Annotated in this window: 10 protein-coding genes and 1 tRNA gene; 4 read left to right on the top strand and 7 right to left on the bottom strand. The window is 65.5% G+C overall.

What is annotated here, in order from left to right:
* The first annotated feature begins 184 nt into the window (after window positions 1-184).
* Window positions 185-565, top strand: coding sequence for a hypothetical protein (locus tag CKO35_RS12695; protein ID WP_200176516.1), 381 nt, complete (start codon window positions 185-187; stop codon window positions 563-565).
* Between the two features lie 318 nt (window positions 566-883).
* Complete coding sequence (locus CKO35_RS12690) at window positions 884-3,646, top strand: hypothetical protein (RefSeq protein WP_200176515.1); 2,763 nt, start codon at window positions 884-886, stop codon at window positions 3,644-3,646.
* Between the two features lie 18 nt (window positions 3,647-3,664).
* Here the strand turns inward: CKO35_RS12690 and CKO35_RS12685 are convergent, their stop codons facing one another.
* From CKO35_RS12685 to CKO35_RS12670, 4 genes are all read right to left on the bottom strand, one after another.
* On the bottom strand, window positions 3,665-4,918 hold the full coding sequence (locus CKO35_RS12685; protein ID WP_200176514.1) for an MFS transporter: 1,254 nt from the start codon (window positions 4,916-4,918) through the stop codon (window positions 3,665-3,667).
* A gap of 511 nt (window positions 4,919-5,429) precedes the next feature.
* The gene (locus tag CKO35_RS12680) at window positions 5,430-7,043 is read right to left on the bottom strand and encodes an ABC-F family ATP-binding cassette domain-containing protein (protein WP_200176513.1); all 1,614 of its coding nucleotides are present in this window, start codon (window positions 7,041-7,043) and stop codon (window positions 5,430-5,432) included.
* Window positions 7,044-7,304: 261 nt separating this feature from the next.
* Complete coding sequence (locus CKO35_RS18370; protein ID WP_200176512.1) at window positions 7,305-8,192, bottom strand: flagella assembly protein FlgT middle domain-containing protein; 888 nt, start codon at window positions 8,190-8,192, stop codon at window positions 7,305-7,307.
* Window positions 8,193-8,206: 14 nt separating this feature from the next.
* Window positions 8,207-8,785, bottom strand: a complete 579-nt coding sequence (locus tag CKO35_RS12670) for an LPP20 family lipoprotein (protein ID WP_200176511.1) — start codon at window positions 8,783-8,785, stop codon at window positions 8,207-8,209.
* Window positions 8,786-9,217: 432 nt separating this feature from the next.
* On the opposite strand from CKO35_RS12670, the gene CKO35_RS12665 reads away from it, so the two are divergent.
* Together CKO35_RS12665 and CKO35_RS12660 are read left to right on the top strand one after the other, a co-directional pair.
* A complete protein-coding gene (locus CKO35_RS12665; RefSeq protein WP_200176510.1) occupies window positions 9,218-10,783 on the top strand; it encodes a penicillin-binding protein activator in 1,566 nt (521 codons plus the stop codon).
* 138 nt (window positions 10,784-10,921) lie between these two features.
* Window positions 10,922-11,017, top strand: a tRNA-Sec gene (locus CKO35_RS12660).
* Window positions 11,018-11,055: 38 nt separating this feature from the next.
* Here CKO35_RS12660 and selD read toward each other — a convergent pair.
* The 3 genes from selD to selA form a co-directional block, all read right to left on the bottom strand.
* On the bottom strand, window positions 11,056-12,105 hold the full coding sequence (selD, locus tag CKO35_RS12655; RefSeq protein ID WP_200176509.1) for a selenide, water dikinase SelD: 1,050 nt from the start codon (window positions 12,103-12,105) through the stop codon (window positions 11,056-11,058).
* Window positions 12,106-12,150: 45 nt separating this feature from the next.
* The gene (selB, locus tag CKO35_RS12650) at window positions 12,151-14,067 is read right to left on the bottom strand and encodes a selenocysteine-specific translation elongation factor (protein ID WP_200176508.1); all 1,917 of its coding nucleotides are present in this window, start codon (window positions 14,065-14,067) and stop codon (window positions 12,151-12,153) included.
* On the bottom strand, window positions 14,064-15,314 hold a 1,251-nt coding region (selA, locus tag CKO35_RS12645), incomplete at its 5' end, for an L-seryl-tRNA(Sec) selenium transferase (protein WP_200176507.1). The genes selA and selB, both read right to left, overlap by 4 nt.

Below are 15,314 nucleotides of genomic sequence, written 5' to 3'. Positions count from 1 at the left end.
GGAATCCAGTGTCGCCGGTGTTCCTGGATTCCCGCTTTCGCGGGAGTGACGAGGTTTTTTGTGGAGGTGACGGGTTCCCATGAGGGAGTGAGGACGGCAAAATTTTTGGTGATGGAACGGGATTTCTCAACATTTCCCTTGTCCAATCCCACCAGACACCCCCATTCACCTGGAGGATCTCCCCATGGATTCACGACGCAAGCGCGCGGAAGAGGCCCGGCAGAAGATCCTGCAGTCGGGCAACAAGGAACTGATCGACCGGCTGCATTTCCTGGAGGCCACCCAGGGCAATCCCCAGATCGCCGCCCGCGGTCGCCGGGGCGGACCCGGGTTGCTGGGCACCGGCCTGGCCGCCGCTGGCGGGGCCTATCTGGGGACGCTGTTCGCCGGCATGGTCATGAGTTCGCAGATGCAGCAGGCCTTTGCCGATGTGGCCATGGACCTGGGCGTCTCTCCGCTGGACATCGGTCTGGACACCGCCCATCTGGATCTGGATCCCGGTGAGATGGGCGCAGACGAAGGCGGTTTCCTTGACGGCTTCGGAGATGACTTTTTTGATATTTGAGTCACTCCCGCGAAAGCGGGAGTCCGAGGCATTCGGCAGTCTCTCCCCCGGATTCCCGCTTTCGCGGGAATGACGGCGGCAGGCCCCTGATTGGAAAACCTCTGGGGGACGGGCCTGCCCCCGAGTTTGGCCGGGCAGGCCATGGAGTCGAAGAGGGAATTCAGCCTCCGAGGCCATTGTTGAGCCACCAGGACCCATCTATGATCGGGGGATGTCGAGAAACCCTTCAGCACATCTGCTTATGCTTCAGGCCCTTGTGGGCCTTTCTTTCCGAGTTGTCCGGACGCCGCTCGGCGGCCCGGCAAGGGGAGAGTGACCATGGCCCGGGGCGTGGCGGCACCGATGCCGCAGGCGGGACTCAACGACTGGAAGGCGGTCTGGAACCGGCTGCTGCCCCTGGATCGACACCGGGCGGTGATCTCCTTTCTGGAACGCCTGCGGGAACCGGCTTCCCGGCTTGAGCTGGTGTGCGACGCCACCCTCAAGACCCTGGCACGACGCAAGGGATTTCGCGTCGAAACCCTCAAGCGCATGAACAACCATCAGCTGGCCGATGTCCTGCTGCCCCATGTGCCGGTGGTCCTGGGGGCGCGGGAATGGACCCTGCTGTTTCTGGGGTACTTCGCCGACTACAAGTCGGCCATCATGTGCCGATTCCTGGATCTGTGCGGTGTCCCCCACGATGAACGGGGCTTCGTGGTGGGCGGGGACGACAAGATCCATCCCCCCGCCGACATGGTCAAGGCCAAGGACGCCCTGGTGGAGGAGTTCGGGGCCATGGAGGTGGGCGTCTATTTCCATGTGCTCAAGCTGATGGACCCGGATCTGTGGCGGTTTCTGGATCCGGCGCTGCCGGCCCTGGACCAGGCCATGGCGGCGGCGGAAGCGGCCCGACAGAAAGAACAGTCGATCGTGGTGGAGGAGATCGACGAGCGGGCGGTACTGGATGTCTCGGAGGAGTTCACCCAGTTGGACCGGGTGGTGATGGAACAGATCATCGCCACCCTGGCCGAGGAAGACCGGGCCCTCAAGCCTGACGAATTGGTGGATCTGGTGGAATCGGTGCATGCCCTGGATACCAGTCGCAAGCGCAGCTATTTTCACCTGGGTTTTCTCGATGCCCTGTTGCCCGGGCGACGTCCCGACATGGGACGCCCCGAGATGAATGACGAACGACGCCAGTGGTATCTGGCGGGACTGCTCAGCGGCTACGTGCGGCAGCAGAATCATGCCTCGGTCAGGGATGCCCTGCACCGGTATGGCGCCATCTTCCGGGCCGCTTCATCCACCCCCGGCGGGGCCGGGGCCGGCATGCTCACCGAGGTGCACCCCTATTTGCTCACCCACGGATTCCAGAACGAGGCCACCCGCCTGTTGCGCGGCCAGCGCCGGCATCTGACCCCGGCGACCGCCACGCTGATCCTCCAGTCCGCCACCGACGCCATCCGTCGGGGTGATGCAGCCATTGCCAACGTGTTGCTGGTGGAGCTGCGGGAGGGGCTGCCCCATGTGGCATTGGACATCGCCGAGCGGGCCTCTCTTGAGGCCGGGGTGGGGCGCCGTCTGGGCCAGGCCCTGCAGTTGCAGGGTAATTTCTCAGCGGCGAAGGAGGCCTTTGCCGGGCTGATTGCCGAGGGACGGCTGACATCGCCCCGGCTGCACGCGGACATGGGGCTGGTGCTGGGGGGCTTTCGTTCCCTGGCCGAGTTGGTGTTGCCGCCGGGCCTGGATCGGGTGCGCGCGATCCTGACCCAGCTCCGACAGGGGGAGCGGTATTTCACCGAGGCGGTGGAACGATTCGGGTCGGCGGCCCTGGGGGCTCACTATGCCCTGGGGGTGCGGGATTTTCTGCGCTGGATGGAGACCGACAGCGGTGACGAAGCCCGGGAGCAGGCCCTGATGCATGTGAATGCCGCCCTGATCGGGATGATGACGGAAACCGATGCCCAGGACCCGGAGCGTCCGCTGCTGGTGGATTGCTGCCGTTTCATGCAGGCCGTGCTCATGATGGCCCGGCTGGATGCCGCCTCGGCCCAGGCTGCCATGGAGACCTGGCGGATGCTGATGGCGCAGGACCCGTCCGCGGCCCCGTGGCCGGAGTGGGGGATGCAGCGTCTGCTGGAATGCGCGGATCTGGTGGATCCGGCCCTAGCGGGAGAGATTGCCGAATCCCTGTGGTGTCGGCACGGACAGGCCGTCCTGCCGCTGATCCACCGGCCGGAATGGTTTGCCCGCTCGTCCCTGCTGCTGGACGATCTGCAGATCCTGTGCCGGGATGGCACCGATCAACCGCTGCAGGCACGCTGGGAACGTCTGTCGCTGCTGGTGGCGGCGGCCCTGTCGGCGGGGCGTGTGGAGTCGGCTCAGGAGGGGCTGGACGGGCTGGAGCATCTGGCCCATGAGGATTCCCGATTCTGCGAACCCATGCTTGACCTGCTGGAGGCCCCGGCCCGGCTGGATCCGGCCTGGTCGGAGACGGATATCCTGCGCGCCCGGTTCCGCCTGTATCGCCGATTGGGCCGAGATCCGGAAGCCTTTGCCCAGCTCAGGGCCCTGTTCTTTGCCCTGCGCGATGCCCGGCCCTTGGAGGCCGCCCAGACCCTGGCGCTGTTCCGCGAGTGCGGCGCGGCCCCGGCCCAGTATGAAGATCTGGTCTTGCCCGGCGCCGAGGCGGAACACGACGGGGACAGCGAGCTGCTGGAGCAACTGGAGGGTGGGGCCGAGCTGACCGTCTTGTTCGTGGGTGGTAACGAGATCCAGGCCCGGTACAGTGATGACCTGATCCGGGAAATCACCGACCAGTGGCCGGGAGTCCGGGTGGAGTTTCGTCACACCGGCTGGTCTTCCAACTGGGGGCGTGATGTCAATCACCTCAAGCGTCAGGCGTCGGAGGCCGACGCGGTGGTTCTCATGACCATGATGCGGACCACCCTGGGCCGGGTCCTGCGCGAGGCCCTCAATGACCCGCCCCGGCCCTGGATCCCCTGCACCGGCACCGGCCGCCAGGCCCTGCTCCAGAGTATCCGGCATGCCGCCCTGATCGGCCTGCGCACCCGCGGGCGGTCGGTGGTCACCGGGTGAGGGGGTAGGGAAGAACGGTCAGGGCTTGTGTTCCAGGTCCAGCTCCGGTTGCAGTTCGGTGCGGGGGTCCAGTTCGGCCGCCACCGCCGAGGTACGGGTGACCGGCACGAAGCCGGCCTTCTCCTCGGGCGCCACCGGAGGTTCCCGCAGGATTCGCCATAGCGCGAACAGGGACAGCAGCAGGATGATGCTCCCGAACAGCAGGGGCAGCACGCTGATGGATGCGACACTCACCGCAATCCCGGCCAGCAACGGCCCCAGGGTGGCACCGATGCCGTTGAGCAACAGCAGCCCCTGGGTGCCTTCCAGCACCTGGGTGACATCCAGTCGGTCATGGGTATGGGCCACCGCCAGGGCGTAGAGACTGAAAGCAAACCCGCCGTAGAACAGGGCCGCCACCAGCAGTACCAGCAGTGACTGATCCACGGTCATGAAGATGCCCAGGGCCGCCAGGGCCGCGCCGGCACAGGCAAAGACCAGCACCCAGCGCCGGTCCCGATGGTCGGAGAAAAAGCCGATGGGCCACTGCAGCAGGGCGCCGCCCAGGATCACGGCGCTGACGAAGGCGGCCACCCCCAAGGGTTCGATGCCGGACTGCTGGGCATAGATGGCCCCGAATCCCCAGAACCCGCCCGAGGCGATCCCCGCCACCACTGCCCCGATCACACCCACCGGCGTCCTGCCGTAGAGGGTCTTCAGCGGCAGGGCCTGGGCCTTGATGGGGGTGGGCTGCAGTGCCGGTGTCAGGGCGATGGGGATCAGTCCCAGGGCGAACAGGATGGCCACCAGGGCATAGCTGGCCAGATGTCCCGGTCCGTAGATCAGTACCAGAAACTGTCCCACGCCCAGCATCACCAGGCAGACGGTCATGTAGAAGGCGAAGATCTGGCCCCGGTTCTGTCGTGCCCGTTCGTTGAGCCAGCTTTCGATGACCATGTAAAGCCCCACCACCGAGATGCCGTTGAAGATGCGCAACACCCACCACACCCAGGGATCGAAGATCAGACCGTGGAGCAGGGCGGCGATGGCCGACACGGCGGCCAGGGCGGCGAAGGCACGGATGTGTCCCACCCGTCGGATCAGGCGGGGGCAGAGGAACGAGCCGATGATGAAGCCCATGAAGAAGCCGGACATGACCAGGCCGATCAGCCAGCTCGGCAGGCCTTCCTGGGCGGCGCTCAGGCCCAGCAGGGTACCCAGCATGCCGGAGCCGCAGAGCAGGATGCCCATGCCCAGGAGCAGGGTGGATACGGATGTGAGGGTCGGAAACACGGGCGGCGTCGATGTGAAATAGGTCAATCCCGAATCTTAGCGTTTCGGGCACATTCTTCCAGTGCCTGTTTCAGGTATACTGCCAGCCCATCATGCCACGCCCGAGTGGTGAAATTGGTAGACACAAGGGACTTGAAAAATTTGAGCCCTCCGAGGGAAACCCCGGGGGTGGAACCCGTCAAATTCGGCGAATGCCCTGGATGCCCCGGTATCCGAGCCAACGCCGAGCCAAGCCCAGGCCCGGCGCCCGGGAAGGTGTAGAGAGCAGACGGCGGGCACCTACGGCCGCAAGGCTATGGTGAAGGCGTGCTCCAGACCACGAACAGCCCCCGTGTGCTGGCGGCGAAAGTCGAAGTGGTAAGAAAATCCCTCGCCGAAAGGCGTGCCGGTTCGAGTCCGGCCTCGGGCACCATCCAACATCCGAAGCTGCTTCTGTTTCCGCAGGGGTGGCTTTTTTGGCTTCGGGGTGCCGGGTCTGTTCCAATGCCCATCGCCTGCAATCCGACATGTATCACCAGGGTTCCAGGCACCATCCCTGCCCGGTGGCCAGAAGACGTTCCGTCAACCCCAGATTGTCCATGAATACATCGTCATGGGACACCACAACCAGGGTGCCTTGATAACCGCGCAACATGGCTTCCAGTGCCTGCGTCGAAGGCAAGTCCAAATGGTTGCTGGGCTCATCCAGCAACAGCAGTTGCGGAGGTGGATCGGCATAGAGCACGCAGGCCAGTGCGGCCTTCAGGCGCTCGCCGCCACTGAGTGAGCCGCTGGGCATTGTGATCTTCTGTGCGTCAAGGTCCAATTGGGCCAGACGCATGCGCAGATCGCCCTCGGTTGCCGTGGAATTGGCGGTTTGCATCTGGTCGAGCGCGGTCCGTTCCGGGGCCAGGTTGGCCAGCCGCTGATCCAGATAGATGGCTTCCGCCATGATCTTGCAAACCCCTGCCAGGGGATGAAGCCGGCCCGCCAGCACCTTGAGCAGTGTGGATTTGCCGCAGCCGTTGGGGCCGGTCATGCCCACGCGCTGCTGCCCGTTCAGGCAGATGCTGATGTGGCGCATTGCTTTCGGCACGAAAGGCAGTTCCACTCCATCCAGTTCCACGACGCGCCGTTGGGCGGCCTGTGCCACGGAAAAGCTGTGTAAAGTGATAGGCGCATCATTTTGCATGTGCTGCGCCGCCTCCCGAACCTGTTGGTCGAGCCGCTGCCGCGCGATGACCTGCTGCTGATGCAGCCTGCCAACCGATCCCTGGCTGCGTTCCTTCTGACGATCCAGCAGGATTTTGGCCTGGTTGGTTTCTTTGCCGCGCCGGTTGCCACGGGCTTGCCTGCGTGTCTGGCGTTCCCGTTGCTTGACCATGGCTTGCTCTTCGCGCCGTCGTTCAAGCTTGCGTCGTTCGAATTCTTGGAGGGCGTTTTGTCGTTCATGGGTCTTGCTGGTGGCGTAGAACGTGTAATTGCCGCCATAGCTGCGCAGTCCAAGCGATGACAATTCCACGATATGTTCCATGGCTTCCAGCAGTTGCCGGTCGTGGCTGACGACCAACAGACCACGTGACCAGTTTTTCAACTGGGCGATCAGTGCCCGCCGATGAGGGCGGTCCAGATGGTTGCTGGGTTCATCCAGGATCAGAAAGTCGGCATCCGACAGCAAGGCACCGGTCAGGGCCACACCCATCGCTTCACCACCGCTCAGCCTGTCGGCGGGGGTATCAGCGTCGAGATGCCCCAGGCCATGGTGTTCCAGTGCGCCCCGCAGTTGTTGCCGGATATCCCAGCGATCGCCCACGGCATCGAAGTCTTGTGGAGCGCTGCTGCCTGCTTCTATGCGGGCCAGGGCATCCAGCGTTTGCCGCACGCCCGCCAGACTGGCGACCGTGGCGTTTGCGGGGGGAGCGACCTGCTGGGCCAGGTAATACACGCCGCCGGAGCGCAGGCAGCGGCCGATGCTGGGTTGCACCCGTCCCGCCAGGATGCGTGCCAGCAGGGATTTGCCCACGCCGTTGCGTCCGACCAGACCGGTGCGGCGCTGGTCGAAGGTTCCATTGATATCGGTGAAAAGTGTTCTGCCGTCAGGCAAAACATAGGACACGCCTTCCAGCGCGAGATAGGGGTTCATCATGCTTTATTCCAGGGATGCCAAGGACTCCCCCTGCTTGCGGGGGCGGGTGGAGACTGGCCGTCAGATAGACGGCGGCATCAATGGCGCATGGGATGAATACCTCTTTGATGTATCAGGAGCGACGGCAGGCGAATTCCTTCCGGAGCGACTTACCATACCTGCTACGGGCATGGTTTTCCATATCCGGGTGCATTGCGTGGGTGGATAGGGCCGCCGAGAGCACCTGATGAACCCCCGGATCTTGAGCTGAAGCGGATACCTTCAGCGGAAAGCCCGATCTCCCGGCGGGCAGGCCAGCAGGCCGCTGATTTCCTGACTGAGCCGGTCCAGCACCCAGCTGAAGGCTTCTCCGTAGCGTGATTCATAGAAGCGTTTGCTGCCGAAGGCCACCGGCGTGGGGTAGAGCACATCGCCCCTGGCTTCACGGGCCGCCCGGCGTTGCAGGATCAGCTCACCAGTGTCACCGGCAAACACATAGATCTCCACCTCACTGCGGCGGAGGTAGGTGTTGCGGATGAGACCGATGTTTTCATAGCCGATGTCGATGATGACCCCGGCCAGCAGGTAGTTGACCTCCATCTCCTGGGCGAGACGTCGTACCCGCTCGCGAATTTCCGGCGCATGGGGGTTGGGCATTCCGTTCAGAGGTTCCAGCAACCGACGGTGTTCCGCCCGCCGTGATGGCGTGCCCGCATTGAGCGAGACGCGGTGAAGTATTTCATTGGGGATCCCCGCTTCGATGCCGTTGAGACTGCTGGTGAGTTGCTGATGGGGCTGCAACAGCGGGAAGTGGACCGCGCCCATCCGGGCATCCGGGTCGCCGCACAAGGCCTGTGCGGCATCCACCCGGATGCGGATGTGATAGATATCGCCTTCCTGCCATTCTCCGACGATGTCATACCGTGAGATGCGAGCTGCGGTTTCCAGGTGGATTTCATTCTGGGTTACCGCAGCCTCGCTTACCCGGGAGATCCCCCTCACTGTGATGCCCAGGCGGCTGGAGGCGTTCCAGAGGGCATCTTCAAGGGCATCACGCCGGGCTTCGGTGATCGATTTCCCGGCCGTGGGCGCCATGCCCTCGGCAAAGATCACATCAGCCAGCGCCACGCCGGGCAACCAGAGCAGGGCCAGCAGCAATAGCACCTTCACGGCGCACCTCCTGATCAGCGGGGATAGTAGTGGTAAGGCGCGTTGTAACCGCCGGGACCGTAATCACAGTCTGGGCCGGTGCAGTGCTGCCAGTTGGGTTGTTGGGTGCTGGCCAAGCCCGCGGGGTTTCCCACCTGTGCGTCCACCGGCGCCATGCAGGTCTGCGGCTGGGTGATGCAGCTATGGAAGTGGCGGTCGACGGTAAGTTCCAGGATGGTTTCGTAGATGTCGTCATCCACCAGAATGACATCCATCACCCGGGCACCCGCGATCCTTGCGTTGATATGGGCGAGGATCTGGTCATGGCGTGCCGCCATGTCCCTGACGGTGGAACTGCCTTCCAGATTGATGCCGTAGACGCTCTCGGCCAGGTTGCGATAGGCATCCAGTCGGCTGGCACGCATGGCGTGGAGCTTGAGCTGCGCCTGGGTCTGATGAATGTTGGGTATCACGGCCCCGTAACCACTGACCCGGATGACCCGGGTTTCAAAATTATCCTGGTTGACGACGGCAGGATAGGTCTGGTTCTGGGCGCAGGCGGAAGTGGCGAACGTGAGCATGAACACCATTAACAGCAGACTCACCATTTTCATTATGTTGTCTCCTTGGGATGGGACCAGCCTGAGTCATTCCTGCAGTGTCCCATCGATCTGCCGGCATGGACGTGCTTTATCCACGCCTCAGCCTGTATCTGGGCAATTCGTGGGAGATTCGTTGAATTTTCCCCCTTGCTCGAACGTATCGGCCGGTGGCATGGAACTCTTTAGGAATATTCTGAACCTGTACTTTCCGTTGTTCCCGCGAAGGCGGGAGCCCACGGGGATGCTCCGTGGCTGGATTCCCGCCTGCGCGGGAATGACGGGTTCGGGACATCCATGGCGGGGTCAAGGAAATGAGGGGGAAGCCGACACAGGGGGATATCCGCTCATGGGTCCACCATGGAAACTCGATCATCGAAGGATCAGGTCATGATGCGCAGTGGCGTTGTTTCGGGGCGATGCGATCATCGGCCAGGGTTGCATGGTTTGCTCCTCGGTCTTTGCCTGTTGCTGTTGCCGGCGGTCATGCCGGTGCTGGCCGGTGATGATGACCGGCTCCAGGCGGCCCGAACGGCGCTGGAGCAGCATGATCCCCTGGAGGCATTGCGTCATCTGCCGCTGGAATCCCACCGACTGTCCCCACCCCTGGTGCTGCAGTCATTGGACATTCGTGCCCAGGCCGAGGCGGCGCTGGGGCGTCATCTGGATGCGATCACCACCTGGAACCGCGCCCATGCCCTGGCGGAGGATGCCGCCTCAAGGTCGTGGGCACGGCAGCAACTGATGCGCTGGCTGGAGGGGCTGGGTACCGCTGAATTACGGGCCTTGAGGAGCCGTGCGTCCAGCCCGGATACGGTACAGTGGCTGGATGAGGCCTTGCGCTTGCGGGGGATCGAGCCGCCCTCCGCGGCGCGGGTGGCAGTGGCACCTGCACGGCCGGCTGTTCCGATTTCGGCCGTGCCCTTGCCTGCCACGGTCGCCGATATGGGGACATCGGTTTTGCAGCGGACGGGCGTTGCGGGCAGGGTTTCGCCGCCGCGCCGTATTGCTGTCATCCTGCCCCTGACCGGACGTTACGGCAGTGTTGCCCGCGGCATCCTGCAGGGGATCGAGGCGGCCCACGAGGATGCCGGGCTCGCCTCGTCCGTCGTGTTGCGTCTCCATGACATGGGTGAGGATGCCGGTAATGTACTGCGTCATTACGAGGAAGCCGTGCGCGAGGGGGCGGATCTGGTCATCGGCCCCTTGTCCCGGGAGGCCGTGGACCGGCTGGCCGCCCGTCCCGGTGCGCTGCCGGTACCGGTACTGGCCCTGAATCATAGTGAAGGAGGCGGGCATTATCCGGCGCATTTTTTCCGTTTCGGCCTCAATCCCGAGGATGAGGCGGTCGAGGTGGCCCAACGAGCCTTTGCCCAGGGGTACCGCCGGGCGGTGGTGATAGTGCCGCGCACGGCTCTGGGTGAGCGATTGCAGGTTGCCTTTCGTGCCCGGTTCGAGGCCCTGGGGGGGGAAGTGCGATCGGTGCAGACCTTTCCCCACCAGGCCACGGACTTTGGTGATGCGATCCCTGTCGGTGTGATGGGGGGCGGACAAGGGCGCGGGCGCCGGGATGTGGACATGGTGTTCATCTCCGGTGAGCCCCGCCATGCAAGACTGATCGTGTCCCAGCTGCGGCTCCATCAGGCGGGAGATCTGCCGGTATTTGCCACCTCCCATGTCTTTTCCGGGCGTATGGATCCCGGCGTGGACCGGGATATGGAGGGTGTGCTGGTGGCCGACATGCCCTGGCTGCTTGGTCAGACCGGTCCCCGGGCCGGCCTGGAGACATCGCTGGATGCCTCCCTGAAGCGTTGGCCGCGCATGGCGGCCTTTGGTTATGACGCCTATCGGCTGGGGATGCGGCTGGGCACCTTGCAGCAGGGGGGCGGTGAGCGTCTCCATGGCCTGACGGGCACCCTGACCGTGGATGATCAGGGGCGGGTACACCGGACGTTGGAGTGGGCCCGGTTTGTGGATGGTAGCCCCCGGGTGATTTCGGGCTGGCGGCAGTGAGGGATCGGGCCCGGTTTTTTGGTGACTCTGGTTTGCAGTCCTGGGAGAGATGGGTTTCGGTTGTGTTGGACGGGTGATATGTTACTGGTGGCCCGAACAGGGGCAGAGGTGGGAGTGTTCTCCCAAGGAAAGGACATGGGAAGGGCTTCGTGCCCGGTGGTGCGGCCGGTCTTCAAAACCGGTTGGGGCCGTCAGGCGGTCCCGGGTGGGTTCGACTCCCACGCCCTTCCGCCATTGTCCGTAGCGGCCCTTGGCCGCAAAGGGGGTGGCGTTCAGCCCAGATCCACCGTCGGGGTGCCTGCCTCCAGCCTGCCGATGGTTGCCGCTGCTTCAAAACCATGACTTCTGAACAGGGCCAGGACCGTGGCCGCCGCCTGTTCGTCGCAGGCCACCAGCAGGCCGCCACTGGTCTGCGGGTCGGTGCCGATGCGCCAGGCCCAGTCCGGCAGATGGTCCGCCAGCCTCACCGCGGCCCCATAACTCTCCCAGTTGCGCTCCATGGCCCCCGGCCCCCGGCCCTGTTCCGCCAGGGGACGGGCCGCGTCCAGGATGGGCAGCCGGGAGAACTCCACCCGGGCCGCGAGGCCCGATCCCCGACAGATCTCCAGCAGGTGCCCCAGCAGGCCGAAGCCCGTGACATCGGTCATGGCATGGACGCCGGGCAGTTCCCCCAGGGGGATGCCCACCCGATTGAGACGGGTGGTAGTGCTCAGCATGGCCTGGTAGCCGGCGGCCTCCAGCAGGCCTTTCTTCAGGGCACTGCTCAGCACACCGATGCCCAGGGGCTTGCCCAGGATCAGCACGTCTCCGTCCCGGGCCCGATCGTTGCGTTTGACCCTGTCCGGGTGGACCAGCCCCAGGGCGGCGAGGCCATAGATGGGTTCCGGACTGTCGATGGAATGACCGCCCGCCACGTTGATGCCCGCCTCGGCGCAGATTGCCGCCCCCCCCGCCATGATCCGGCGGATGGTGGACACCGGCAGTTTGTCCAGGGGCATGCCCAGGATGGCCAGGGCCAGGATGGGGGTGGCGCCCATGGCATAGACGTCGGACAGGGCGTTGGTGGCGGCGATGCGGCCGAAGTCGAAGGGATCATCCACGATGGGCATGAAGAAATCGGTGGTGGCCACCAGGGCCTGCTGGTCGTTGAGCCGGTAGACGGCGGCATCGTCGCTGCCGGCATTGCCCACCAGCAGGTCCGGCTGAAACACCCCCTGGGTCAGTCCCCGCAGGGCCTCCTGAAGGACGGCCGGGGCGATCTTGCAGCCGCAGCCGCCGCCGTGGGAGAGGGTGGTGAGGGGGATGTGGTCGGTGGTGGACATGATTGGATTCCTCGCAAAGGGTGCCGATGGATACGGAACGGGTGTTCAGCGCATGCGCCACAGGGAGTCCCGGAATACCCGGTGTTCATCGCCTACCCGGCGGCAGTAGCCGATGCGATCGAAATACTCCAGGATCTGGATGGCCACCTTGCGGCCGGTGCCGATACGGTCCCGGAACGGGGCCGCCAGGGCCGCCCCCTCGGTGTCGGACAGCTCGCGGACGATGGCTTCCAGTTCGGCCACTGCCTCCCGGTGGAAATAGTGATCATGGGCGATGCGGCAGACCTGCCCCATGGCGGTGAGCCGCTGCATCAGGGCCCGGATGTGGGTCTCATCCCGGGACAGGGCGCGGGCAATGTCCCGCACCCGGGGGGGATTGAAGGGGTCGGCCTGGACCAGGGGCAGGATTTGGTTCTGCCAGAGTGTTTCCTGATCCGGGGACAGGTGCAGACAATGGTCGGGCAGGTGCAGCCAGGGGGCCTGTTGCCGTACGGCACCCGCCGCCAGCAGTTCATCCACCAGGGCGGCGAATACGGGGCGGGCCAGGGCAGGGGCCACCCGGCGCCGCAGACGTTCCCGGTCGGGACCCAGGCGGTCGGGGTGATGGGCATGCTCTTCCCCCAGTTGCTTGAGTGTCCGTGTCTTCAGGTCCTGCCAGACTCCGGGATCAAAGGCCACCGGACCCGCCGGGCTTTCGAGGGTCAGCAGATCCGGCGTGTCCGCCAGTCGTGTCTGCTCGGTCGGGTCCAGGTTCCACTGGCGGGACAGTGTTTCCAGATTCAGGCCGCCCGGCGCCTGGGGCAGGGCCTGGCGTAATGCCGCCAGGGGATCGTTCTGTTCCCAGGCCCGCAGCAGGGCCAGACGCGAGGCCGTGCGCCTGCCCCGGGCGGGTCCCCAGGGATCCAGGATCAGGCCGCCCCCCAGATTGCGGCGGGCGGAGACGTTCCGCAGCACGAAACGGTCCCCCCGCAGGGCGTGGGTCTCCTGGGACAGGACCAGTTGCACCAGACCGTCGGCTCCCGGTGGGATGGCCTCTCCCTCCAGGACCGCCACCCGGGCCATGAGCCGGGCGGCCCCCAGGTGCAGGTGGACCGGTGTCCAGTGGGTCAGCGGGCCGGGCGCGTCCGCCAGCACCCGCAGTCGGGCATCCAGGCGCACGGCGGGGTGGTGAAGGTCCGGGTCCACCACCCAGTCGCCCCGGCTGACGGCCTCCCGGGTCAGGTGGGGGCCGGTGAGGTTGAGGGCGCAGCGCTGGCCGGTCAGGCCCCGTTCCGCCGGCTGGTTCTGGGCATGCAGGCCGCGGACCCGCACGTTCAGGCCGGAAGGACTCAGGCACAGGTGATCGCCGACCCTGACCTGTCCGGCGTGGACGGTGCCGGTGACCACGGTGCCGGTCCCGCCGAGGGTGAAACAGCGATCCACCGCCAGCCGGAAACGGCCCTCATGCCGCCGTTCGCCCTGAAGGCGGGCCTGCCTGTGCAGATGATCCTTGAGGGCCGCCAGACCCTGGCCGGTGATGGCGGAAACCGGCAGGATAGGGGCATCGGCCAGGGCGGAATCCCGCAGCAGGGCCTGAGTCCCGGCGGTGACCTGGGCCAGCCGGTCCTCGTCCACCCGGTCGCATTTGTTCAGGGCCACCGTGCCCCGCTCCAGTCCCAGCAGGGAGAGGATTTGCAGGTGTTCCAGGGTCTGGGGCATGGGACCGTCGTCGGCGGCAATCACCAGCAGGACATGGTCGATGCCGGTGGCCCCGGCCAGCATGTTGTGGATGAGCCTTTCATGCCCGGGCACATCCACGAAGCCCAGGCTGAGGTCGTCATCCAGGGTCTGGTAGGCATAGCCCAGGTCCAGGGTGATGCCCCGTGCCTGTTCCTCCTTCCAGCGGTCGGCGTCAACACCGGTGAGGGCCTTCACCAGGGCGGTCTTGCCGTGGTCGATATGGCCGGCGGTACCGATGATCATGGTGCGATCTCCCGCAGGCGAGGCAGCTGGGACACGAAATCAGCTTCATCCTCCAGGCAGCGAAGGTCCAGCCACAGGGCACCGTCGTGCAGCCGGCCGATCACCGGCACGGGCAGGTCCCGCAGCCGCTGTTCCAGGCCTCTGAGGGCGGTGCCGGCGCCCCGTCCCCGTTGGGTGGGCTGGATGACCAGGGCCTGGCTGGGTAGTCGGTCCACCGGCAGGGCGCCGCTGCCGATCTGGCTTCGGCAGGGACGGCTGGTGACCGTCATGCCGTCCCCCAGGGCCGCCTGCAGGGCCGGCAGCAGGCGTTCGGCCTGGGTGCGGATCCGTTCGACGGGGCGGCTGAGCAGGCGCAGGGTGGTGAGTCGTTCTCCCAATCGGTCCGGGTCCCGGTAGAGACGAAGCACGGCCTCCAGGGCGGCCAGGGTCATCTTGTCCACCCGCAGGGCGCGCTTGAGGGGATTTTTCTTGATGCGGTCGATGAGGTCGGCCCGGCCCACGATCAGCCCCGCCTGGGGACCGCCCAACAGCTTGTCGCCGCTGAAGGTGACCACGTCGGCGCCATGGGCCAGGGTGTCCTGCACCGTGGGTTCCCGGGGCAGCCCGTGGCGACTCAGGTCGGTGAGGGTGCCGCTGCCCAGGTCCACCATGAAGGGCAGTGCGTGGGCGTGGGCCAGGGCGGCCAGTTCCGGTTCGGGAACCGTGTGGGTGAAGCCCTCGATGGCATAGTTGCTGGTATGGGCCTTGAGGATGAGGCGGGTGCGTTCGGTGAGGGCGTGCTGGAAGTCACGGGCGTGGGTGCGGTTGGTGGCGCCCACCTCCACCAGCTTGCAACCGGCCCGGCTCATCACCTCGGGGATGCGGAAGGCGCCGCCGATCTCCACCAGTTCCCCCCGGGAGATGATCACTTCCTTGCGCAGGGCCAGGGTGTTGAGGGCCAGCAGCACGGCGGCGGCATTGTTGTTGACCACGGTGGCGGCCTCGGCACCGGTGAGTTCCCGGATCAGGCCGTTAATGAGGTTGTCCCGGTCGCCGCGCTTGCCGGTGGCCAGGTCGAACTCCAGATTGCCGGGACGGGTGGCGGCCTGGATCACGGCGGTCATGGCCTCCTCCGGCAGCAGGGCGCGGCCCAGATTGGTGTGCAGGACGGTACCCGTGAGGTTGAACACAGGGCGCAGGTGCGGGGTGGCGGCGGCCTCCAGCACGGCTTCGGCACGATCGAGGAAGTGGTCGGGGGTGGGTGAGGG

Source organism: Ectothiorhodospira shaposhnikovii, from assembly GCF_016584105.1.
GTDB lineage: Bacteria > Pseudomonadota > Gammaproteobacteria > Ectothiorhodospirales > Ectothiorhodospiraceae > Ectothiorhodospira > Ectothiorhodospira shaposhnikovii.
Note: the sequence above shows the minus strand (reverse complement) of the source record. Positions and strands in the feature narration are given on the sequence as shown.

Coding starts and splice junctions, on each gene's coding strand:
- CKO35_RS12690 (WP_200176515.1), top strand. CDS start 884: ATGGCCCGGGGCGTGGCGGCACCGATGCCGCAGGCGGGACTCAACGAC.
- selD (WP_200176509.1), bottom strand. CDS start 12,105: ATGTCCACCACCGACCACATCCCCCTCACCACCCTCTCCCACGGCGGC.
- CKO35_RS12670 (WP_200176511.1), bottom strand. CDS start 8,785: ATGAAAATGGTGAGTCTGCTGTTAATGGTGTTCATGCTCACGTTCGCC.
- selB (WP_200176508.1), bottom strand. CDS start 14,067: ATGATCATCGGTACCGCCGGCCATATCGACCACGGCAAGACCGCCCTG.
- CKO35_RS12680 (WP_200176513.1), bottom strand. CDS start 7,043: ATGATGAACCCCTATCTCGCGCTGGAAGGCGTGTCCTATGTTTTGCCT.
- CKO35_RS12695 (WP_200176516.1), top strand. CDS start 185: ATGGATTCACGACGCAAGCGCGCGGAAGAGGCCCGGCAGAAGATCCTG.